The organism is Tateyamaria sp., from assembly GCF_039940735.1.
GTDB lineage: Bacteria > Pseudomonadota > Alphaproteobacteria > Rhodobacterales > Rhodobacteraceae > Tateyamaria.
In genome coordinates, this window is the sequence record NZ_JBDVGB010000039.1 from 118,992 (window position 1) to 140,122 (window position 21,131).

A 21,131-nucleotide genomic window follows, 5' to 3' on the forward strand; every position below is an offset into this window, starting at 1 on the left:
GGTCACTCCAACACCAAAACGGTTAGCTCAGGACGGCCACGCAGCCGGGCCAACAAGTCGACCACTCTTTGGGCAGAAACGTCTTCGTCTAGGCTGACCAGCAGTTGCCCACGTTCCATCTGTGCGGCCAACTCATCAAGCATGGTCGGCGCACCATTTAAAACCAAACGCGTCTCGCCCAGCTGAACAAAGAACTTTTCAGTCTGTCCGCTTTGCGTCGTTTCGCCACTGGACGCTTGGCTCAGTTCGATTTCGCCAAAGTTGGAAAAGGTCGACGTCAGCATAAAGAACAGCAACAGCAGAAACACCACGTCGATAAGCGGGGTCATCGATACCGCGCGCCTTACAAATGGTGCTGCGTTACGCATGGCCTTGCGCGGCGCTTTGATCGCCAGTTTCTGCATTCGTGTTGTGCCCTGGCACCAGAATGGTCCGCAGCGCTTTGTCCGCAAAAACGCGTTCACGCGCGGTGCGACTTTCCAGCCAAGCCAAAACCATTGACGTCGGCATGGCTACGGCCAAACCTACAGCGGTGGTCAGCAAAGCGACCCAGATCCCACCAGCCAGCAAAGACGGATCAACCGATGAACCACCTTCTTGCAGGCCTTGGAATGCATCGATCATACCCAATACCGTGCCGAAAAGCCCAAGAAGCGGTGCGATTTGCGCAATCGTGTCAAGCAGACGAAACCCGCGTTCTAACCGCGCCAACGCAAGCCCGGCTTCGGCATCCAAACGCGTATCGATACCGGGCCGATCCGCGTTGCCCATGGCGGCGTCAAGGATGGGCGCAAGGTAGCTACGGCTTTTGGCCAGCTGCGCGTGTGCCCCGACCTTGTCACCTTGATCCCAAGCATTCAGCGCTTGCGACAGAAACCTGTGATGCCCGACCCTAGAAGAATAGAATTGCCAAATTTTATACAACGTCACCGCAAGCGTCAGCACGGACATAACAAACAAAATCGCAACAACCGGCCCACCAAGAGCAAAGATGTTGTTCAAAGCATCGAAATTGATCATCCGATCAACTCAATCTCAAGTCGGCTGCTCAGAAACAAAGTGTCTTTGCAGATCGCGCTTTCGGTGCCAGCTACAACGCAGGAATTCGCGCCGTTAATTAACGCTTGGCCAATGCTGTCGCATGAACGTCCCGGCAGGTCGAATTGACGTACTCTTGCGCGGTCTATCGGAAGATCGCGAAAATCGAACAATGATAGGCTTGCTACGCCACCACTGGCATCAAAAATGACGGTCTCGAACACAGCTTTTTCGATGGGGGTAGTTGTCTCATTCTTGGCTAAAAACGACAGCCGACACGTGCCTTCGATATCCTGAAGGTTGTTGAGTTCAAGATGCAGACGCGGCGCCGCAGTTTCGGCGGATTGCGCCAAGGCGGCAAAGGGCAGCAGACTGGCAACAAATAGTACAAACGCAAGACGGCAAAATAGCACGATGATACTCCCAAGTTTTTGACGCCATACAATTGGGTGCCCGGCAGTTCAGTGCCGCGCTGGGCGTTGATCCAGAAGGTAGTGCACAGTGAGAATGTGCGAAAGCCCAATGTCCGCGTTTGCGAGATCACGCCGGTTCAAACTTTCAGTCTACCGCCGGAGCACCACCTTTAACCGCCCAACTGCCCCCGCATCGCTTGGTAAATAACGGCTGTCGTGACGTTCGCTAAATTGAGCGACCGCACACGGGTATCAAGCATCGGTAAGCTAAAGGTGCGGTCTTCGTTTCCATCCAAAAGCTCTTGCGGCAGACCAGCCGATTCACATCCAAATACCAAATAGGAACCCTTTGGATAGACAGGATCATAGACGGTCTGAGACCCATGTTCTTCGAAGAAAAACAAGTGGTCAGGTGCTGGATTTTGGCCCTTTAGAAAACCCTGCCAATCGTCATATTCGGTGAGGTTCACATATTGCCAATAGTCAGTTCCAGCACGCCGAACTGATTTCTCGTCCAAGGAAAACCCATAGGGTTTGATCAGGATCAGTTCCAATTGCAAAGCAACACAGGTCCGCCCAATGGCACCTGTATTGTATGGGATTTCGGGCGTTACTAAGACAATTTTCAGATGGGGGTCAGACATAGTAAATGTGAACTCTCTCACTCAAAAACGCGGTCATGGCACGTACTTCGTCATGCAAATGGAACGCGCGGATCTAGCGGCTTTCAAGAAACTCAAACGCTTCAATAAGTGTGGCACCAAGCCCTTCAAAAAATCCGGGCAAATCAACATCAACAAGGCTTGAGGGCGCTGGTTCATTTTCTGAATGGTTGGGGTCTGTCGGTTTCACAGGGAACAACGCGTTGGGTAAATTAAGCAATTCCCGATAACTCGCGCCGGTCCCGTGTTTCAGAACGTTGGTCACAAGGTAATACTGATGCACCTTGTCAGCGAGGTCAGTGTGCCCAGCTTCTGCCAGCGACGCTTTCAGTTTTCGCGAAAACGGACCCCGCTTAAAATGGTGTTGCATGCGCCTTTCGAACAAAGTGAACGTGTCAACGGCAACCCATTCTAGATCAACATAGGCCGCCCGAAGGTCTGCGGCCTGCGCTTCGCACGCGTTCGGCCCATCCATTTGGGATCGAATGGTTGCAATCTGGGCCTTAGCTGTTTCAGCATTGGCAAGTGCTGCTGTGACCAGCTCTGGTACGCTAAGTTCAGTTTCCACGGATCGTTCTCCTCGATGTCCCGTTCTCCCATACGCTAAGCGGCTGGGAATGACAGGGACAGTTTGAGTTTGAATGATGTGTTCGAGAAAACAGAGACGCCGCGATAGATCAAGCTGCGATGGCAACTGTCTTGTGCTTCATGTCTGGATGAAACCCACTGTGCGGGCAAAACGCCAACTTGCCTAGATAAAGATCGATGGCTGGTTTCGCGGTCAAATCCTTTTGGAAACATGTCTTATTACGCTTTTGCCATCCGAGGACCCCGGTCTTTTTCGGCGGCGGCAATCGTGGCCCCAAGCAAGATCAAAGGAAGTGCGAACACAAAGCTGGTTGAAAGTGAAGATCTGAAGATCAAAAGGTCAGCCAGAATTGGCCATAGGATTGCGAGGTATTCAAATGGGGCAAGCCGCGTGGCCTCTGCATAGCGGAATGCAAGTGTCATGGCGATATGTGCGAAACCACCGAGCAGGCCCGCTGCAATCAGCAACAAAAGTGTCCAGCCGGTTGGCAGTATCCACCCAAATGGCAACGTCAACAAAGCACCGGCCATAGAAGCAAGCACAAAATAAAGTGCTATAGCACCCGGGCTTTCTGTTCGGTTGAGGCTGCGAACCATGATCATCGCAATCGCCCCAAGGATCGCCGATAGAATTGCGAGGCCGAACCCAACAAGGCGCGTGCCGGATGCGCCATTATGACCAAGTTCAGGCCAGACCATAACGATGACCCCAGCAAAACCAAAGACCAGCCCGCCAAAGCGCCAGATTGTTAGATGTTCACGCAGCAAAACCATTGCGGCGATGGCCATCAAAATCGGTGACAGTTGTGTAATCAGGGTCACTTCAGCGATGTTTAATCGGGCGACCGCGGCGAAGGATGCAAACAAAGCCAGCGCCCCAAAGCTTGCACGGACCAGATGGCCGATTGGACGTTTGGTTGCCAACCCTTGTGGGAATTCGTTTTGCAGCCATAGGAATGCGATCAATGGGAAAACAGCAAAAACGGATCTGAAAAAGACGATTTCGCCAAGCGGCACGTTGTCGCTTAGGGCTTTGGCGCAGATGACCATTCCTGCAAATAGCACGCCGGACAGGATGCGCAGCCCGATGCCGCGTCTCGGGCAGTCTGTGTCTTTCATGCGTTATGGTCCTGTTCTGCCAACGCGTCACGCAGTGCGTCGCCAGCTAGATTGATGGCAAGCACACAGATCACCACAGCGAGGCCAGGCCAGATCATTTGCAGCGGGGTTGATCGCATATGGATCCGCGCGTCCAGCAACATCGTGCCCCATTCGGGCATCGGTGGCTGGACTCCGAACCCCAAGAACCCAAGTGTGGATATGCCCAGAATGGCCCGTCCAAACATTCCGGTCCAAACGACGGTCAATGATGGCAGCAAAGACGGTAGATAGTGCCATCGCGCGATGGCCAAGGGCGAAAGGCCTGCAAGGCGTGCCTGAACCACATAACCGCGTGTTTTTAGCGATAGCCCAATGGCGCGCGCAACACGGGCATAGCGCATCCAACTTGTGACGGTCAGCGCAAAGATCAAGCTGCCTGTGCTTGCCCCCAAAACCCCGGCGATGACAACTGATGCGACAAGCTCTGGGAAGGCTAGGAATGTATCAGTAGTGCGCATCACGATCCAATCAACCGTTTTGCCGCCAAGTGCTGCAAGCAGTCCGATCAGGGTGCCGATCACCAAGCCAATGACCGAAATAAGGAATGCCAGCCCCAGTGACCAACGTGCCCCATGCAACAGGCGGGACAAGATATCGCGCCCGGTTGCGTCTGTGCCCAACCACGCTTGCGCGTTGGGTGCGCTAAGGCGGTTTGGGATATCGATCTGCGTCGGGTCATGGGGCGCAAGCATCGGGCCAAACACACCAAGTGCCACAAGGACAAGAACAAGCCAGACAACGCTACGCATCGTGTTCTCCGATCCGTGGATCAAGGGCGCGATACAACACATCAATCAACAAGTTGACGATCACGAACACCACCGCCGTGATCAGCACCGCCGCTTGCACCTTGGGAAAGTCACGGGCACCGATTGCGGACACAAGGAAACCGGCCAATCCGGGCCGGGCAAATATGACCTCAACGACGACAAGCCCTTCCAGCAAGAACGCGAGTTCAAGACCCAAGACCGTTACAAAAGGGATTGCGGCATGGGGGGCGATGTGATCGCGTTCAATGTCACGATGGGCCACGCCGCGTCGTCGTAAGGCGGGCAGAAACGGCTGATCGCGGGCTTCTAGGATGCTGGATCGAAGGATGCGGGTCAGCGATGCCGCCACGCCTAACCCAAGCGTCAAGGCAGGCAGGATTACATGCGCAGAGGTGCGCGCACCCATTGCTGGCAGCCAGCCCAGTTGCACCGCAAACAACAAGATTAGCAAAAGACCAAGCCAAAACGCCGGGATCGCCACCCCAATCGAGGCCAGCGCCACAGCGCCGCGATCCAACCAGCTGCCGGGATTGCGCGTGGCGATCAACGCCAATGGCACCGCAACCGCAAGGCCAACGAACAGCGCCGCCAGTGCAAGCGGAACGGTGTAAGATATTGCTGTGACCATCTCGGGCCAGACGTCTCGGCCCGTCACCGAAGATTGGCCGAAATCGCCCCGCAACAGTGGCGAAACCCAAGCTTGGAAGGCCGGAAAGAAACCCGCGTCCAGACCGGCCTCTGCGCGCACTTGATCGATGACTTCGGCAGGGACAACGGCGTTGTAGCGGGCCATCGCCACAGCCAATGCAGGATCGCCCGGCGCGTACCAAAGCAACGTAAATGTCGCGAGCGCCGTACCGGTTAGAACCACGATGGCGCGCAAAATTAGGTTTAGGGTCAGTTGGATCACGCGACCCGTTCCAACGCGCCGAGGGAAAATGCGGCATCGCGCAGGGTGCGGCCATAGGCGGTTTGCGGGGCCTCAACAAAGGCGCGCGCGGCTGTGAGCTCTTGGATGCGCCCCGCGCGCAGGACTGCAATGTTGTCTGCAAAGGCCGCCGCATAACCAAGGTCGTGCGTCACAATTAGGGCTGCAAACCCTTCTTCGCGCTGCATCTGCGCGATCAGACGCGCGGTGTGTTTTTGTGTGACCGCATCCAATGCCGCCATTGGTTCATCGAACAGAACCAAAGGTGGCGCGGCGATCAACGCGCGCAAGATGCCAACACGCTGTGCTTGCCCGATTGAAACCTCGGTTGGTCGACGATCCAACAGATCAGGCGCGACCTCTAATCCGGAACATAGGCGCGCAAGTCGGTCGTTGGCGGGCGAACGCCCGCGCAAGGGTTCCATCACGGAACGACGCAGGGACATGCGCGGATTAAAGGCGCTGCGTGGTTCTTGCATAACCAGCGCAGGCCGACAGGTACGAACAGGTTTTGCGTTCCAAGTCACTTGGCCACTTGCATATGGCACAAGCCCAAGGATTGCATTGATCAACGTCGATTTCCCTGCGCCGCTTTCGCCGACTACGGCCAGCGTTTGGCTTGGGGCAAGCGTCAGGGACACGTCTTGCAATGACACAGTAGAACCGCGTCTGACAACGAGTTGATCAACCTTTAGCATGGCAGTTCCAACCAGTTGCGGTGGGCGCAAAGCGCTTGGGCAGCTTGTGTTGAGGGTGCCATAAGAAACTGCTCGATTGGGGCGTCTTCGACAATCTGACCCGCATCCATCACCATCAATCGTTCAACTCTGCGCGCAGCAAGGCCAAGATCGTGTGTGATAAGTAGCAACGCTGTCTGACGATCTGCAAGATATTCATCAAGCAAATCCATCGTGCCCGCCGCGACAACCGGATCAAGGGCAGAGGTCGGTTCGTCCATGACAAGCAAGTCGGGTGTGCCGATCAGGGCCATCGCAATAACAAAGCGTTGTTGCATCCCGCGGCTCCAGCCCCAGGGGCGTTTGCGCAGATCACCGCCGTCGATGTGCAAGGCACTAAACAGCGCTTGTTGGCGGGTTAGGTCAGGCTTAAGCGCCAAAGCGCGTTCTGCCTCGGCCCAGTGAAAGGCCATTGATCGCAACGGATCAAGCGCCTCATCGGGGCTTTGTGGCACATGAGACACTCTGATGCCGTGGGTGCGCAGTGTATCAATCAACACATGACCAAGCGTTGATTTTCCTGACCCCGAGGCACCAACAAGCCCGACGCGTTCGCCGGGCTTGATGTCCACATCCGTGGGGTGAAGAATGGTACGACCTGAGCGGATAGCGCTCAGGCCGGTTGCGATGATGGTCATTCGGTCAATTTTGTCTCGTGCGTGATCCAGTATGTCTCTGTCGGGTGAACTGCGTATCCGGTCAAGCCCGCACGTGCCACATTGGTCTGACTAACGTGAAATACGGGGATCATTGCGGCGTCTGCGGCAATAATCTGTTGTACTTGGTCATAGATTGCAGCGCGCGCCTTTTGTTCAAAGGTCGTGCGCCCATCTGCCAACAGTTGGTCTAGATCGGGGTTGTTGTAGCCGCCGGCGTTTGACCCACCGGTGGATTTCAACAACGTCTCAAGCACCGCGCCGGGGTCGCCTTGTGGTGTGGTCACCCAAGCTTGAAGAAACATATCTGCGTCGCCCGCTGCGATGGCATCATTGCTGGCCCCGTATTCGCCAACGCTGATTTTTGCTGTGACGCCGATGGCTTGCAGAAACGCTTGGGTCAGTTCGGCTGTGGGGGGCAATGCCGCACGCGAGGAATATGTCACGATGTCGATTTCCAGCGGTGCACCGTCAAGCATCCATGTGCCGTCTTCTTTGACAGCGCCTGCTTGGGCCAGCAGGTCTTCTGCCAAGGCTGGATCATAAACCGGATCAATGTCCGCGGCCCATCCCATACCTGCCGGATACACGGTGCCCGCAGGGACGCCGCCAACACCAGATAGGGCGGCTTGAACAATCCCTTCGCGATCAATCGCGGCCGATACGGCGCGTCGGATCAGCGGATTTGCCATTGGGCCGCTGGCTGCGTTCACAGTATAGAAATAAAGCCGCGCGGTTGGGGCCGCAAAGCCAAGCGCGCCGGTTTCCTGAATGCGGGCAAAATCCGTTTCGGGATAGTTGATCACCATGTCAACTTCGCCAGCTTCAAACGCCAGCGCGGATGCGCCGGGGTCGGGGATGCCGACAACGCGGACTTCCTCAAAACCGGGCGTACCAAGGCGGTAGTCACCATTTGCGGCGACACGGTAAAGCTGATCTGGGATCGCTTCTTGGAAAACGTATGGGCCGGTGCCGTTGATTGGATAATCTTGGGATGCAGCGCCAAGGATGGCAATGCCGGGTTCAGACAATGTCCAAGGGAAAGCTGCGTTGGGGCTGTTGGTTTCGAACACAACAACCGTGTCGCCATCTGTGGAAATCGATGCAAGATCCAGCAGGTTTGCGATGCGCGCGTTATAACCCGGGTGATCTTCGACAGAAATCGGTGTGATCGCATCCACAACGGACTGAGCCGTTACGGGGGTGCCATCGTGAAAGGCCAGCCCGTCACGCAATGTGATGCGCCAGGTTGTGGGTGCTGCTTGTTCGATGGTTTCAGCCAGTCGGGGGTACAGGTTCAATTCGTAATCGATCCCCATCAGGGTTTCGGTCACACCGGTTTGGTTCGACATCCAACCGTTGTAGCCCGCCCGCGGATCAGGCACCGGGTCGCTGGAAATGAAGCCGACAGAAATATTGAGGGTCCCTTCCTGTGCAATCACAGGCAATGCGGTTGAAAGAGAAAGGATTGCGGCAGCGGCAAGCCGTGTCATGAACGACATAGAAAGTTCCTTATTCTGTTGGATAGTTAGATTGATGGATCGCCCGTTTGTCGCGGGCGAGCGTTTGAGCTTCTGAACGGGACAGTAGGGCCAGCGCGTCATCCGCGCTTAAACCCTTGGCTTGTGCGCGTGTCCAGATCTTGCCGGCAGAAGCGGGTGACCAAGGTAGCGCCGCCTGAGAAAGCCATTGCCGCAGCGGTGTCGGCAAGGAATCGTAGGCATGCATTGGATCGACGGGTCGACGCCGTCTGCGCAAAGATGTTTGACCAAGATTGCGCTTCATTCTGCGGCCTGGGCATGCCGCCAAACGGGAAATGGATCGGTATAGTCTGGCAACGCATCGGTGCTGCGCGCGACCGACTCTGGCACAAGGCATGCATCAAGCTGGGCTTTGATCGCTGGCCAGTCGATGCCTGCGCCAATAAATACAATTTCCTGACGCCGATCGCCCCAAGGCTCTTGCCAATGGGCCTGCATGTAATTGCGCGCGCTGTCATGTTCGGGCCAACGGTCTCGTGGCACGGTGGCCCACCATGTGCCCAGCGGTTTGACGCTCGACAGCGATCCAGCGAGCGAAAATTCCGCGACCCATTCCGGGCGGGACGTGATCCAAAAATGGCCCTTTGCGCGGATGACACCCGGCAGATCGCCATTCAGAACGTTTAAGATTTTTTCGGGGATAAATGGTTGCCGCGCGCGGTATACGTAAGATGCCACGCCGTATTCTTCGGTTTCGGGCGTGTGATCGGCAAAACCATACAGTTCCTTGGCCCACATTGGATGCTCGTGGGCCTGCTCGAAATCAAAAAGGCCTGTGTCTAGGATCGCATCACCAGAGACATCTGAATGATCCGTTTCAATGATCCGCGCATCGGCGTTTAGGCTGCGAATTATTTTGCGTGCCGCATCCACACGGTCTGGCCCCGCATCAGTCACTTTGTTCAGGATCACAACATCCGCAAACTCGATCTGATCGGTTAACAGGTGGACCAATGTGCGCTCATCCTCTTCGCCCATTGTTTCACCACGGTCGTGTAGGAAATCGTGGCTGGAATAATCATTCAGCAAGTTCACAGCATCCACGACGGTAACCATCGTATCTAGGCGCGACACATCAGCGAGACTGTCACCAAATTCGTTGCGAAAGTCGAAGGTGGCCGCCACCGGAAGCGGTTCAGAGATGCCTGTCGATTCGATGAGCAGGTAGTCAAAGCGCCCTTCGGCCGCGAGCCGCCGCACCTCGTCCAACAGGTCATCCCTTAGGGTACAGCAGATACAACCATTTGACATCTCGACCAGCGTCTCATCTGTCCGACTCAGTTCAGTGTCCGCACGAACCAGATCGGCATCGATGTTCACCTCGGACATGTCATTAACGATGACTGCGACACGGCGACCTTCGCGATTGTTTAACACACGATTGAGAAGGGTGGTCTTCCCTGCGCCCAGAAAACCCGAAAGCACCGTGACCGGAAGGCGTGTATCTGACATGTTCATTTCCAATTGTTGCCTTGCAAGTCAGGTAACTTACGTAGTTACTAGATTAATGCAACAGAAAAAGTTACATTAAGCCCAATGTGGAGAAGACCCGCCTATGAAACGTAATTCGCGCCTGTCTCTTGCTTTGCATACCCTCGGCCACATGGCGAGTGAACCAGACCGCGTGCGGACGTCAGCGGATATCGCCGAGCATGCTGGAACAAACCCTGTCGTGGTGCGTCGTGTGTTGGGAAAATTGCGCGAGGCAGGAATTTTGACGTCTGAAAAGGGTCATGCCGGAGGCTGGCGTCTTGCCCGCGGACCTCACGAAATCACCTTGGCTGATGTTTACATTGGGCTGGACGAAAGCCTTGTTGCCACGAACGAAGAAGAGGCCGTTTCCACCTGTTCGGTGGAGAATATCCTACAGAGGAAAGTCGCGTCGGTCTTGGAGGACATTGAACGCAACCTTGTGGAGCGGCTGGCCGCAACCACAATCGCAGAAGTGCGAGAAACCGAAGAGATTAATTGCGATTGATCCGAAAAGGGGCGCAAAGCGAGTTTCACCCCCTTTGCAATATGTGACTGTCCGTAATCGTAGCCCGCTGTCCAAGCTTTGATTGTGTGTTTAACGTCTGCATCTGCTGTGCAAACAAGCATGCAGGACCACCATGTCCGCTAACATAGCATCGCCCCTGTCGAACATGCCGCCAAATACCACTTGCAATGAAAATCGACGTTGAGGGTGCTATCCATACTTGGGTGAAAGTTGCATTTTGACGGGGTTGAGCGGACGGTGAGACGCGCTTGAAGAACGCAACTTCTGCACGCTCTAACCCCATGCAAAGGGCGCATACATCCCCGCGATGCACTGCCCATGCCAAGCGCACTGGTTTTCTATGCAAAAATCCTGCGGTGCGCGGCTGGACGGTGTGCCGAATGCATGGCGCAGGTGGTGGAACTGGATCTGGTTCACAGCACCCGAACTATCGGCATGGGATGCGAGCAAAATCCTACAGGAACTTTTGCAATTTAGTAGGCACCTTGCGCGCGATACGCATTAGCCAAGAATGACCAGAAATTGACACCTTGCTTCACCTAGTTGTCATGTAGTCAAGTGTTTAACGACTGACATGGTGATTCATTGTTACAGAAATTTCCTTTGGATTTCAGATTCATGGTACCTTGGTGTGATCAACCCTTTGACTCTATTGATTCTTTAACTTGTGCTGCTAAGTTAGCCGTGCGTGACGCGGTGAAACTCCAGGCCGTACCTGTGCAAAAAAGCCAACTGCTTGGTGCATGTGGACTATGTCGAGAAATTGGAGACTCGACCGTACCAAAAAGGGGAGCAGCAGTGCTCCCCTTTCTATTTTTTCAAGCTTTTGCGAAGTAACCGATTGTATTCATTCTTTGACAATCTATGAAACCTACAAATCCACAGCTCTTTGCCTCCATCAGTCATTTTCAAGCCAAGCTTGTAATACCGACGCATGTCTTCGTCATACCGTAAGAAGGTCCACCTGCTGTTGTTTTCGGAGATTGGAGGGCCGTGCGAAACTGCCATCATACCAGCCATCATCGCTAGTTCTTTGGGGTCTAAGTTGTGTTTGTAGCGCAGCTTCTGAATATACGGCCGATTCATCTGCACTTTGCAAACAGCAGCACCAATATGCACCGCCAGCCAATACTCAATTTCGCCCACCTCTATTGGCCCATACACATCGCCATTGGCAATTCGGTGCCAATCTAAATCAGACAATGGCTTGAAAGGTTTAGAGGTCATTCTTTTTACTGCGCAAATGGCGCGCTGATTACAAGAAGGAACCTTGATTTGTTGGGAGCCCACGGAGCAACGAAAGGTGGACCAGAGGGTGGGCTGAGAAATTAAAATACAGCATATCTATCTGAAATATATTTCTTATTGCGGAAAATTTGGTGCCCAGAAGAGGACTCGAACCTCCACGACCTTGCGGTCACTGGCACCTGAAGCCAGCGCGTCTACCAATTCCGCCATCTGGGCACGGGTTGGTAAGGGCGGCGTTTAAGGACAGTGGCGGAAGGTGTCAATCTGATTCTGAGGGTGCCTGTGTTCAGCCGGTCAGGGCCATTCTAACAAACGCAACAAAGATGATTAGGCCATAGATCGCGCTAATTTGCCGTCTTGTCTGCGTAAGCAAGGGTGGGTAGACCAGTGCAAAGACGTAAACACGAGGAAACGGTCATGTCCAAACTTGTCACAATCTATGGTGGGTCGGGTTTTGTTGGGCGGTATATCGCCCGGCGCATGGCCAAGGCTGGATGGCGTGTTCGGGTTGCCGTGCGTCGCCCAAACGAAGCAATGTTCGTCAAGCCTTATGGCGTTGTCGGCCAAGTTGAGCCCATTCTTTGCAACATCCGAGACGATGCATCCGTCGCGCAGGCGATGGCTGGCGCTGACGCTGTCGTGAATTGCGTGGGCATTCTGGCCGCCCATGGCAAGAACACGTTCGACACTGTCCAAGCCGAGGGCGCAGAACGCGTGGCTCGGTTGGCGGCAGAACATGGTGTTGCCCAGATGGCTCATATTTCATCGATCGGAGCGGACGCCGACAGCGAAAGTGAATATGCACGCACCAAGGCCGCAGGCGAGGCCGGTGTATTGGCGCATATGCCAGATGCGGTAATCTTGCGCCCGTCGATTGTATTTGGTGCCGAAGACGGATTCTTTAATCGTTTCGCTGGCATGTCACGGCTTGGGCCGGTGCTGCCTGTTGTCGGGGCTGATACGCTTTTCCAACCGGTTTATGTGGACGACGTGGCCAAAGCCGCAGAGGTGGCTTTGACGACAAATGTGACAACGGGCGTTTACGAACTTGGCGGACCAGATGTGCAGTCTTTCCGCGATTTGATGGCGATGATGCTTGGGATTATCCGCCGCCGTCGCCTCGTGCTGAATATCCCGTTTTTCGCGGCCAACATCATGGCATTCGGGATGGAGGTTGGACAAATCCTGTCCCTTGGCCTTGTCCGAGCGCCCGTCACACGTGATCAAGTGCGCAGTCTACGCAGCGACAATGTCGTTGCGGATGGGGCCATGGGGCTTGCAGATCTCGGCATTGATCCAGTAGCCATGCCTTCGGTTTTGCCTGATTATTTGTGGCGCTTCCGCCCCTCTGGTCAGTACGACGCGATCAAGGAAAGCGCCAAGAACCTGCGCGCCTAACTATAGGTCCAGATTAACAGGCCGATCCCGAAAATGACGCGATAGATGACGTAAGGCGTAAAGCTGATGCTGCGCAACAAGCGCATCATCAACACAAGTGCGCCAAGGGCCGCGACAAAGGCGAAAGCGGCGGCGATGCCGGCGTCGCGGGCGAGGGCCCAGTTAGCTTGCTCGAGCACATCAAGGCTTAAAAGCGCGCCTGAGGCGGTGATGACTGGGATCGACATCAACATCGACAGCTTTGCAGCGCTTTCACGCCCATACCCCAATTGCCGTGCGGCGGTGATCGTGATGCCAGACCGTGATGTGCCCGGGATTAAAGCGAGGCATTGCGCGAGCCCCATGTATATGGCGTGTTTTAGCGTCCAGCTTTCGGCCACACGCTTGGTGTCGCCGGTTTTGTCAGCCCAAAATAGGACAAGGCCAAAGATAAGCATCGTCCAGCCGATAACAGCCACCGACCGCATGGCTTCGTCCAAACCAGTGACTTTGATCGCAAAGCCGACGACCACTGCGGGAATGGTCGCGACAATCAAACACAAAGCAAGAAACGCGCCAGGGGTGTCGACGCGCCCACGGACTAGCCGCCCAATGCCGCCGACCGCGATGCAGACATCGGCGCGGAAGTACAGGATGACGGCCAGCAAAGTTCCTACGTGGACAGCCACATCAATGGCCAGCCCTTGGTCCGGTCCGCCTGTCAGCGCGGGCAGCAGAATCAGATGCCCGGAGGACGAGACCGGTAAGAATTCTGTCACGCCTTGAATGACGGCGACGATGAGAAGTTGAAACAGTGTCATGCCAGTTGTGCCTTTATGTTGGGCTCTTCGTACAGGGCGGTGATTCTGAAGGCAAAGGGGCTTAAGGGCCCGGTTCGGACCTAAATTAAGGTCAAAAACCGCCGTATTGCAGAGCCAGTGTCAAATTTTCGACATATATGTCAGCATTATTGACTTTTAATTCCTGCGCAGATGTCATACTGCGCTCGAACGACTAGGGACTGGCAGGAGAAGACCATGGCCGAACAGCCGATGCTGAAATTCGTGAATATCGAACGTGACATGCCCCAAAAGCGTGAAGCGACGGTGCGCCGTGAGGATTTCAACGAGATCTATGCAGAATACGCTGACGCCAAAGCCAAGGAGCAATCCAGCCGCTGTTCGCAATGTGGCGTGCCGTACTGCCAGACCCATTGCCCCTTGCATAACAATATACCCGACTGGCTGCGCCTAACAGCAGAAGGGCGCTTGCAAGAAGCTTATGAGGTATCGCAAGCGACCAACACCTTCCCCGAAATCTGTGGTCGTATCTGTCCTCAGGATCGTCTGTGCGAAGGCAATTGTGTGATTGAGCAGTCGGGCCACGGGACCGTCACCATCGGGTCCGTTGAAAAGTACATCACGGACACGGCGTGGGAAAACGGTTGGGTTATGCCGATCAAACCGGCCGTAGAACGCGCGGAATCTGTTGGGATCATTGGCGCAGGCCCCGGTGGTCTGGCCGCCGCAGATGTGTTGCGCCGCGCAGGTGTGCAGGTCACTGTGTATGACCGCTATGACCGCGCTGGCGGTTTGCTGACCTACGGCATCCCCGGTTTCAAATTGGAAAAAGACATCGTTATGCGCCGCAACGATCAGCTGGCGCAGGGTGGTGTGACCTTTAAGCTGAACTGTGATGTGGGCGGGGACATCAGTTTTGCCGATATTCGTGCCGCCCATGATGCGGTAATTATTGCCACGGGTGTCTACAAAAGTCGTGATGTTTCAATGCCGAACGGCGAAGCCGCAGGTGTCGAGAAGGCGATTGATTTCCTGACTGCAAGCAACCGCAAAAGCTTTGGTGACGCAGTCGAAGAGTTCGATAGCGGACGTTACAATGCCGAAGGCAAGCGGGTGGTTGTCATCGGCGGTGGAGACACGGCGATGGACTGTGTGCGCACGTCGATCCGCCAAGGGGCGACATCTGTTAAATGCCTATACCGCCGTGACCGCGCGAACATGCCCGGCAGCCAACGCGAAGTGCAAAACGCCGAAGAAGAAGGCGTGGTCTTTGAATGGCTAAGCGCGCCCAAGGGCTTTGCCACCAATGGCGACATCGTTTCTGGTGTGATGGTGCAGAAAATGCGTTTGGGCGCACCTGACGCGACCGGTCGCCAAGCGCCCGAAGTTATCGAAGGCGCCGACTATGTTGAAAACGCCGACCTAGTGATCAAAGCGTTGGGTTTTGAACCCGAGGCCTTGCCCACATTGTGGGATCAACCTGAATTGGAAGTGACACGGTGGGGTACGATCAAGGCCGAATTTACTTCTGGCAAGACGCAAATGGATGGCGTGTACGCTGTGGGTGACATTGTGCGCGGCGCATCCTTGGTTGTTTGGGCCATTCGCGATGGGCGTGACTGTGCCGAAGCGATTTTGCAGCAATTCAGCACGACCGCGATAGCCGCCGAATAGGTCCAAAGGATCAATACGCCAAACACGAACAGGTTGTGTTCCTAAGGTGGTGTATCTGAAAGCCGACAAAAGCGAAGTTGGGTCAGCCAAGCTGACAGTAATGGAGACGAGACATGGAAAAGTCAGGAGCAAGCCTGTGTGGCGCTGTGCGCTTTGAATCGCACAATGTGCCTGATACGTCATCCAGTCGTCATCGTGAACACCGCCGCCGCGGTACCGGATTGAAATTGCCTATCGGGATTTTTGCGAGTCACATGCCGGACAGCTACGCCCATGTGGCTGGCGCGCTAACGCAATACGGGGGTGCGTCGTGATCCGGGCTTTCGTTCTCGCCTTGATAGGGGCAGGTGCTGCGCAGGCGCAGGAGGATGGGACTCGTTTCTATCCGCCAGAAGGGTGTACGGCTGAACTAACTGTGCAGTCTCGGGGTTGTCAGGTCGACAACATTTGGACCTGCGAGGCCAACCCCGGCCACAGTTGGCGCATGGAATTTTCCGCAGACGGTCCGCAGTTCGTCGCGCGCATTGATAGTGAAACCCAGTGGATCGAATCGTACCATCTGTTTCCAACGCGCCGACGCGAATTGGTGCAACCCTCGGACGACCCGGCCAGCCTGACTGAACTTTTAGAAACCGGCATCGACGCTTATGATTTCACAATGCGCACGCAAAGCGGTCCGGTCCGTGTTGTCGGATTTGATCGTCTGACAGGCGAGAGCGTTGTTATTGATGACGAACCGCTGTTGGTTACCGAATTCAATGCGCGCCATGAAACGACCAGTGGCACCACGCTAGAAATCACAGGCACGGAATACGTGTCGGTCAAACACCGCCGCTTTATTGCGGGCACGTACCAAGGCACGAGCGAAAATGGTCCCTTCGAGGATGACGTATCGCCGATCGACTTTATCTATCCGGGTGAGCCCGGGTTTTTCTCTAAGACACCGCTTTATGACTGCGACGCCTCCTTGGCGCGCTTTGTCCCGACCGCGAAAGGATATGACCAATGACCAAATATGACGCTGAATGGGTGGCCCGTGAAGAAGCCAAGCGCACGTTCATGGCCGAAAACGGTCTGTACTCCGAGGCCGAAGAACACAGCTCTTGTGGGGTTGGTTTGGTCGTTAATGTGGATGGGTCCAAAAGCCGGGCGGTGGTCGAAAACGGGATCAAAGCGCTTAAGGCGATTTGGCACCGCGGCGCGGTTGATGCGGATGGTATGACTGGCGATGGTGCTGGCATTCATATCCAGATCCCAGTTCCGTTTTTCTATGATCAGATTGAACGCACCGGCCACACGCCGGATCGCGATCGCATGATTGCTGTGGGTCAGGTGTTTTTGCCCCGCACCGATTTTGGTGCGCAAGAAACTTGCCGGACCATCGTCGAGACCGAAGTCCTGCGCATGGGCTACTATATCTATGGCTGGCGCCATGTGCCTGTGAACATTTCCTGCCTCGGCGACAAGGCGAACGCCACCCGACCTGAAATCGAACAGATTTTGATCTCGAACTCCAAAGGTGTCGACGAGGAAACCTTTGAACGTGAATTGTACGTGATCCGCCGGCGCATCGAGAAAGCGGCGCTGGCTGCACAAGTGCCAGCGTTGTACATCGCTTCGCTGTCGTGCCGGTCCATCATCTACAAAGGTATGATGCTGGCGGAACAGGTGGCGGAATTTTATCCCGACTTGATGGATGAACGGTTTGAAAGCGCGTTCGCGATCTATCACCAGCGGTATTCTACCAACACATTCCCGCAGTGGTGGTTGGCGCAACCTTTCCGCATGCTGGCCCACAACGGTGAAATCAACACCCTGAAGGGCAACCTGAACTGGATGAAATCGCACGAAATCCGCATGGCAAGCGGCACGTTTGGCGACATGGCCGAAGATATCAAACCCATCGTGGCAAGCGGGTCGAGCGACTCGGCCGCCCTTGATGCCGTGTTCGAGGTGCTGGTTCGCGCCGGACGCAACGCGCCGATGGCCAAAACAATGATGGTGCCTGAATCTTGGTCCAAGCAGGCGGTCGAATTGCCGCAAGCGTGGCGCGATATGTATTCATATTGCAACTCGGTGATGGAACCTTGGGATGGTCCGGCTGCTTTGGCGATGACCGATGGGCGCTGGGTTTGCGCGGGGCTTGATCGCAACGGTTTGCGCCCGATGCGTTATGTCGTGACTGCGGATGGTATGGTTATTGCGGGTTCGGAAACCGGGATGGTGCCACAGGACGAAGCCAACGTAATCGAAAAGGGCGCGCTTGGGCCCGGCCAATTGCTGTCGGTCGATATGGCCGAAGGAAAATTGTACCGCGATACCGAAATCAAGGACCAGCTGGCTGCCAGCCGGCCGTTTGGCGAATGGGTCGGCAAGATCAAAGAGCTGGAGCCTGCGATCGCAGGGGCTACTGAAAAGCCGTTGTTTGCAGGTGAAGAACTGCGCCGCCGCCAAATCGCGGCCGGATATTCTATCGAAGAACTAGAGCAAATCCTTGTGCCCATGGCCGAGGATGCAAAAGAGGCGTTGGCCTCGATGGGCGATGACACACCAAGCGCTGTTTTGAGTAAAAAATACCGCCCGCTGTCGCACTTCTTCCGGCAGAACTTTAGCCAAGTCACCAACCCGCCGATTGACAGTTTGCGCGAATTCCGGGTGATGAGCCTGAAGACCCGCTTTGGGAACTTGAAAAACGTGCTGGATGAAAGCAGTGCACAGACCGAAATCATCACCCTCGACAGCCCGTTCATTGGCAACGCGCAGTGGGACGAGTTGGTCAAACATTTCAACGTCGATTTGGTCGAGGTCGATTGTACCTTTGAATCCAGTGATGAGTCGGCCCTGAGTGCCGGCTTGCGACGCATCCGGAACGAAGTAGAAGATGCCGTGCGTTCGGGCGCTGGGCACATTGTCCTGACAGACCAACATTCAAACGCCGACAAAGTGGCGATGCCGATGATCCTTGCGACATCTGCTGTTCACAGTCACCTCACACGCAAAGGTCTGCGCACCTTCTGTTCGCTGAATGTGCGGTCTGCCGAATGCGTCGATCCGCATTACTTTGCGGTTTTGATCGGGTGTGGGGCCACTGTGGTCAACGCCTATTTGGCCGAAGATTCCTTGGCTGATCGTATTGATCGCAACCTGATGGATGGCACTTTGACCGAAGCTGTTGCGCGGTATCGCAACGCGATCGATCAGGGTTTGCTCAAGATCATGGCCAAGATGGGGATCAGCGTTGTGTCGTCCTATCGGGGTGGTCTGAACTTTGAAGCCGTCGGCTTAAGCCGCGCCATGTGTGCCGAGTATTTCCCCGGTATGACCAGCCGGATCAGCGGCATTGGTGTAACGGGCATCCAGTCCAAGGCCGAAGGCGTTCACAAGCAAGGCTGGGCAGGGACCAACGTGTTGCCGATGGGCGGGTTCTACAAGCTGCGCAAATCTGGCGAAACGCACGCTTGGGAAGCGACCAGCATGCACTTGTTGCAGACTGCTTGTAACAACGCCTCTTTTGCGATGTGGAAACAGTACTCTGCCAAAATGCGCTCTGCGCCACCAATCCACCTGCGCGATTTGATGGATATCAAACCGCTCGGCGCACCTGTGCCGATCGAAGAGGTGGAAAGCATCACGTCGATCCGTAAGCGTTTTGTCACTCCGGGTATGTCGTTGGGTGCGTTGTCACCTGAGGCGCACAAGACGCTGAACGTGGCGATGAACCGGATTGGGGCCAAATCAGACAGTGGCGAAGGCGGCGAAGATCCGGCGCACTTCCACCCCGAACCCAATGGCGACAACCCGTCCGCTAAGATTAAACAGGTTGCGTCAGGCCGCTTTGGCGTGACTGCGGAATACTTGAACCAGTGCGAAGAACTGGAAATCAAAGTCGCCCAAGGTGCCAAGCCCGGCGAAGGTGGGCAGCTGCCTGGGATGAAAGTCACGGACTTGATCGCGCGGTTGCGGCACTCGACTAAGGGGGTGACGTTGATTTCGCCGCCGCCGCACCATGACATCTATTCGATCGAGGACCTGGCGCAGCTAATCTATGACCTTAAGCAGATCAACCCGCGTTGTAAGGTGACTGTAAAGCTGGTGGCTTCCAGTGGTGTGGGTACGATTGCTGCCGGTGTGGCCAAGGCCAAAGCGGACGTGATCCTGATTTCGGGCCACAATGGGGGCACTGGGGCGTCACCTGCGACATCGATCAAATACGCAGGTCTACCATGGGAAATGGGCCTGACCGAAGCACACCAAGTGCTGTCCATGAACAACCTGCGCGAACGCGTAACCCTGCGGACCGACGGCGGTTTGCGCACAGGGCGTGACATTGTCATGGCTGCGATGCTGGGCGCCGAAGAATACGGCATCGGCACCGCTGCGCTGATCGCGATGGGCTGTATCATGGTGCGTCAGTGCCAATCGAACACCTGTCCCGTGGGCGTTTGTACGCAGGACGAAGCGCTGCGGGATAAGTTCACCGGCAACGCAGACAAGGTCGTGAACCTGATTACCTTCTATGCGCAAGAAGTGCGCGAGCTGCTGGCCGAGATTGGCGCGCGCAGCTTGGATGATGTGATTGGGCGTGCAGACCTGTTGGCGCAGGTCAGCCGTGGGTCGGCCCATCTGGATGACCTTGATCTGAACCCAATGCTGATAACCGTCGATGGTGCGGCCGACATCGTTTACAATCGTGACAAGGACCGCAATGCCGTGCCTGACACGCTGGATGCACAGATTGTGCGCGATGCTGCGCGGTTCCTTGAAGATGGTGAAAAGATGCAATTGTCCTATGCCGTGCAAAACACGCACCGCACTGTGGGCACGCGCACCTCAAGCCACATTGTGCGCAAATTCGGCATGCGCAACACACTGCAACCCGATCACCTGACAGTAAAACTGACCGGATCGGCTGGCCAATCGCTTGGGGCCTTTGCGGCGCCGGGCCTAAAGCTGGAAGTGTCCGGGGATGCCAACGATTATGTCGGCAAGGGCTTGTCTGGTGGCACCATTGTGGTGCGGCCGCCCATGGCTTCGCCCATCTTGGCTGCCGATAACACCATTATTGGAAACACTGTGCTTTATGGTGCGACCGATGGCTTCTTGTTCGCCGCTGGGCGTGCCGGTGAACGCTTTGCTGTGCGTAACTCGGGTGCATCTGTGGTCATCGAAGGCTGTGGCAGCAACGGTTGTGAATACATGACCGGGGGTGTGGCCGTTATCCTTGGGGAAATCGGGGCCAACTTTGGCGCCGGGATGACCGGCGGTATGGCATATTTGTACGACCCTGAAGGCAACGCTTTGGACCTGATGAACATGGAAACGCTGGTTGCATGCCCTGTCACCGTGTCGCACTGGATGACCCAGTTGGAAGAACTTCTGGAACGCCATCTGCGCGAAACGGGCAGCGCAAAGGCTGCTGATATCTTGCAAAATTGGGACAGCGAACAGCACCACTTCCTGCAAGTTTGCCCCAAAGAAATGCTTGTTCATCTTCCAGCACCGCTGAGCCTTGATAAAGGTGCGATCCCAGCTGAATAAG

General features: G+C 55.5%; 21 protein-coding genes and 1 tRNA gene. 6 read left to right on the forward strand and 16 right to left on the reverse strand.

All coding sequences use genetic code 11. The annotated features are described in order from the left end of the window. Positions 1–2 precede the first annotated feature (2 nt). The 13 genes from ABJF76_RS08120 to ABJF76_RS08180 all read right to left on the reverse strand — a co-directional run bounded on the left by ABJF76_RS08120 (position 3) and on the right by ABJF76_RS08180 (position 9,946). Positions 3–329 carry an ExbD/TolR family protein gene (locus ABJF76_RS08120; protein WP_413821963.1) on the reverse strand — a complete coding sequence of 109 codons (327 nt, stop codon included), beginning with the start codon at positions 327–329 and terminating at the stop codon, positions 3–5. A gap of 31 nt (positions 330–360) precedes the next feature. Further along, on the reverse strand, positions 361–1,020 hold the full coding sequence (locus ABJF76_RS08125) for a MotA/TolQ/ExbB proton channel family protein (protein ID WP_413821964.1): 660 nt from the start codon (positions 1,018–1,020) through the stop codon (positions 361–363). Beyond that, on the reverse strand, positions 1,017–1,451 hold the full coding sequence (locus ABJF76_RS08130) for a hypothetical protein (RefSeq protein WP_413821965.1): 435 nt from the start codon (positions 1,449–1,451) through the stop codon (positions 1,017–1,019). Before ABJF76_RS08130 ends, ABJF76_RS08125 begins: the two co-directional genes overlap by 4 nt. A gap of 170 nt (positions 1,452–1,621) precedes the next feature. Beyond that, positions 1,622–2,095 (reverse strand): tRNA (cytidine(34)-2'-O)-methyltransferase, encoded by a 474-nt coding sequence (locus ABJF76_RS08135; RefSeq protein ID WP_413821966.1) that lies wholly within the window; start codon positions 2,093–2,095, stop codon positions 1,622–1,624. A gap of 73 nt (positions 2,096–2,168) precedes the next feature. Further along, positions 2,169–2,681 (reverse strand): hypothetical protein, encoded by a 513-nt coding sequence (locus ABJF76_RS08140; RefSeq protein ID WP_413821967.1) that lies wholly within the window; start codon positions 2,679–2,681, stop codon positions 2,169–2,171. A 239-nt stretch (positions 2,682–2,920) separates the two neighbouring features. Next, positions 2,921–3,820, reverse strand: coding sequence for a DMT family transporter (locus ABJF76_RS08145; protein ID WP_413821968.1), 900 nt, complete (start codon positions 3,818–3,820; stop codon positions 2,921–2,923). Continuing rightward, entirely contained in the window at positions 3,817–4,611 is a 795-nt protein-coding gene (locus tag ABJF76_RS08150; RefSeq protein ID WP_413821969.1) for an ABC transporter permease, read from the reverse strand. Before ABJF76_RS08150 ends, ABJF76_RS08145 begins: the two co-directional genes overlap by 4 nt. After that, positions 4,604–5,542, reverse strand: coding sequence for an ABC transporter permease (locus ABJF76_RS08155; protein WP_413821970.1), 939 nt, complete (start codon positions 5,540–5,542; stop codon positions 4,604–4,606). The genes ABJF76_RS08150 and ABJF76_RS08155 overlap by 8 nt, the downstream gene beginning before the upstream one ends. Next, positions 5,539–6,258 (reverse strand): ABC transporter ATP-binding protein, encoded by a 720-nt coding sequence (locus tag ABJF76_RS08160; RefSeq protein ID WP_413821971.1) that lies wholly within the window; start codon positions 6,256–6,258, stop codon positions 5,539–5,541. Before ABJF76_RS08160 ends, ABJF76_RS08155 begins: the two co-directional genes overlap by 4 nt. Beyond that, complete coding sequence (locus tag ABJF76_RS08165; RefSeq protein WP_413821972.1) at positions 6,252–6,935, reverse strand: ATP-binding cassette domain-containing protein; 684 nt, start codon at positions 6,933–6,935, stop codon at positions 6,252–6,254. Before ABJF76_RS08165 ends, ABJF76_RS08160 begins: the two co-directional genes overlap by 7 nt. Next, the gene (locus ABJF76_RS08170; protein WP_413821973.1) at positions 6,932–8,455 is read right to left on the reverse strand and encodes an ABC transporter substrate-binding protein; all 1,524 of its coding nucleotides are present in this window, start codon (positions 8,453–8,455) and stop codon (positions 6,932–6,934) included. Before ABJF76_RS08170 ends, ABJF76_RS08165 begins: the two co-directional genes overlap by 4 nt. A gap of 10 nt (positions 8,456–8,465) precedes the next feature. Continuing rightward, positions 8,466–8,738 carry a DUF6525 family protein gene (locus ABJF76_RS08175; RefSeq protein ID WP_413821974.1) on the reverse strand — a complete coding sequence of 91 codons (273 nt, stop codon included), beginning with the start codon at positions 8,736–8,738 and terminating at the stop codon, positions 8,466–8,468. Then, entirely contained in the window at positions 8,735–9,946 is a 1,212-nt protein-coding gene (locus ABJF76_RS08180; protein WP_413821975.1) for a GTP-binding protein, read from the reverse strand. Before ABJF76_RS08180 ends, ABJF76_RS08175 begins: the two co-directional genes overlap by 4 nt. A 103-nt stretch (positions 9,947–10,049) precedes the next feature. Between ABJF76_RS08180 and ABJF76_RS08185 the strand changes: the two genes are divergently transcribed. Beyond that, entirely contained in the window at positions 10,050–10,472 is a 423-nt protein-coding gene (locus tag ABJF76_RS08185; protein WP_413821976.1) for an RrF2 family transcriptional regulator, read from the forward strand. 831 nt (positions 10,473–11,303) lie between these two features. On the opposite strand, the gene ABJF76_RS08190 is transcribed toward ABJF76_RS08185, so the two are convergent. Further along, complete coding sequence (locus tag ABJF76_RS08190) at positions 11,304–11,720, reverse strand: hypothetical protein (protein ID WP_413821977.1); 417 nt, start codon at positions 11,718–11,720, stop codon at positions 11,304–11,306. Positions 11,721–11,870: 150 nt separating this feature from the next. Beyond that, a tRNA-Leu gene (locus ABJF76_RS08195) sits at positions 11,871–11,957 on the reverse strand. Positions 11,958–12,158: 201 nt separating this feature from the next. On the opposite strand from ABJF76_RS08195, the gene ABJF76_RS08200 reads away from it, so the two are divergent. Continuing rightward, positions 12,159–13,139, forward strand: a complete 981-nt coding sequence (locus tag ABJF76_RS08200; protein WP_413821978.1) for a complex I NDUFA9 subunit family protein — start codon at positions 12,159–12,161, stop codon at positions 13,137–13,139. On the opposite strand, the gene ABJF76_RS08205 is transcribed toward ABJF76_RS08200, so the two are convergent. Continuing rightward, a complete protein-coding gene (locus ABJF76_RS08205; protein ID WP_413821979.1) occupies positions 13,136–13,939 on the reverse strand; it encodes an undecaprenyl-diphosphate phosphatase in 804 nt (267 codons plus the stop codon). The genes ABJF76_RS08200 and ABJF76_RS08205 overlap by 4 nt on opposite strands. 216 nt (positions 13,940–14,155) lie before the next feature. Here ABJF76_RS08205 and ABJF76_RS08210 point away from each other — a divergent pair, with 216 nt between their 5' ends. The 4 genes from ABJF76_RS08210 (at position 14,156) to gltB (ending at position 21,130) form a co-directional block, all read left to right on the forward strand. Then, the gene (locus ABJF76_RS08210) at positions 14,156–15,592 is read left to right on the forward strand and encodes an NAD(P)-dependent oxidoreductase (protein WP_413821980.1); all 1,437 of its coding nucleotides are present in this window, start codon (positions 14,156–14,158) and stop codon (positions 15,590–15,592) included. Positions 15,593–15,705: 113 nt separating this feature from the next. Continuing rightward, positions 15,706–15,906, forward strand: coding sequence for a hypothetical protein (locus tag ABJF76_RS08215; protein WP_413821981.1), 201 nt, complete (start codon positions 15,706–15,708; stop codon positions 15,904–15,906). Further along, positions 15,903–16,601 carry a hypothetical protein gene (locus ABJF76_RS08220; protein ID WP_413821982.1) on the forward strand — a complete coding sequence of 233 codons (699 nt, stop codon included), beginning with the start codon at positions 15,903–15,905 and terminating at the stop codon, positions 16,599–16,601. Before ABJF76_RS08215 ends, ABJF76_RS08220 begins: the two co-directional genes overlap by 4 nt. Further along, positions 16,598–21,130: a glutamate synthase large subunit gene (gene gltB / locus ABJF76_RS08225; RefSeq protein ID WP_413821983.1), complete on the forward strand. Its 4,533-nt coding sequence runs from the start codon at positions 16,598–16,600 to the stop codon at positions 21,128–21,130. Before ABJF76_RS08220 ends, gltB begins: the two co-directional genes overlap by 4 nt. The last annotated feature ends 1 nt before the right edge of the window (position 21,131 follow it).